1 protein-coding gene and 1 pseudogene are annotated in these 1,212 nt (G+C 56.3%); one reads left to right on the top strand and one right to left on the bottom strand.

Annotated elements, in window-relative coordinates:
• Positions 1 to 319: integrase core domain-containing protein (locus tag JQC81_RS32440; protein ID WP_203275862.1), on the top strand; the 319-nt coding region annotated here is incomplete at its 5' end.
• 500 nt (positions 320 to 819) lie between these two features.
• Here the strand turns inward: JQC81_RS32440 and JQC81_RS32435 are convergent.
• Positions 820 to 915, bottom strand: a pseudogene (locus JQC81_RS32435) (IS481 family transposase); the annotation flags it as partial.
• Positions 916 to 1,212: the final 297 nt, after the last annotated feature.

Raw genomic sequence — 1,212 nt, 5'->3', positions numbered from 1 at the left:
CCGGCCTGAGATCTTCAACACCGATCAAGGCAGCCAGTTCACCAGCCACAACTTCACCAGCGTGCTGCTCAAGAACGGGATATCGATCAGCATGGATGGCAAGGGCGCCCGGCGCGACAACGTCTTTGTTGAGCGGCTCTGGCGCAGCGTCAAATACGAGGAGGTGTATCTGAGGGCCTACGACAGTGTCGCCGAGGCCCGGACTTCGATTGGTCGGTATCTGGCCTTCTACAATGGCCGGAGGCCTCATCCGAGCCTTGACCGGAGGACACCCGATCAGGCCTACTTCACCCCGCTGCCGCAACGCGCGGCAGCTTAACCCCGGCAGACACTCCACTTAACCAGCCAAAAACGCTGTTCAGCCAAACCAAGCCACCTCACACTCTTGCGTGGGTGGTACCAGAGCGCCGTGCCGGAGGTGATTGCAAGCTGCCGATCCTGTCCTCCGTACGAGTTTGCGATGGTAACCCGCCGCCATCGGGTCCTAGGTGTTTAGATGGGGTTGTCTAATCGCAGCCCCTTAAGCAAGCTCTTTATAGAAATTGCTCGACGATACCATTGCCGATCGGTCGACAGATCACGAACACAAGGTATTGCGATCGCGCTGCTTGTTCCTTTTGGCGCCAGTGATGGTCGCTTGCCGGGAGCAGGGTTGTCTTCCCAGTCGACATCAGTTCGCCGCATGATGGTCTTCGCAGGTGGAGGCCTTCCAATGTATTCGATGCGGTCCGCGGGTCAATCACACGCACCTGTAGTCCCATCCGCGGAATGACCTGACCTACGTCCCGGCAGGGACGTCTCGGCGCGTCCGAAGAGAGAACGCTTGGCCAGAGCCCTCAGGCTCTCTTGACAATTATGTAATGCTCGACGGATTGCCTCTGTCGTCGTGGCGCTGCAGTGTAGAACCTGCTCCATAGTGCTTCCCTCCACTCATGCGAAAAGATTGCACCATCAAAGTCTGGGTTTAAACATCTAGAGATCAACTTCAGCAACTCATAATCCACACTCCCCTACAGTGCCTGACACCTAAGTCGAATCATGGTTGGATCCAGCTTGCTGGCTTTTTGGAAGCAATGCTGCTCCAAAATACCGACAAGTTCAGTCACGACTACAATCGGCTTAGGGCCGGCAACTCAGAGCCTGTTTGAGAATGTCGCACGGGGTCGGATTGGGATAGTCTCGAGTCCACATGAGCCGGATGTGGACCAAAGA

Origin of the sequence: Microvirga arabica (genome assembly GCF_016811235.1) — a bacterium.
In the GTDB taxonomy this organism is placed as follows: Bacteria; Pseudomonadota; Alphaproteobacteria; order Rhizobiales; family Beijerinckiaceae; genus Microvirga; species Microvirga arabica.
Note: the sequence above shows the minus strand (reverse complement) of the source record. Positions and strands in the feature narration are given on the sequence as shown.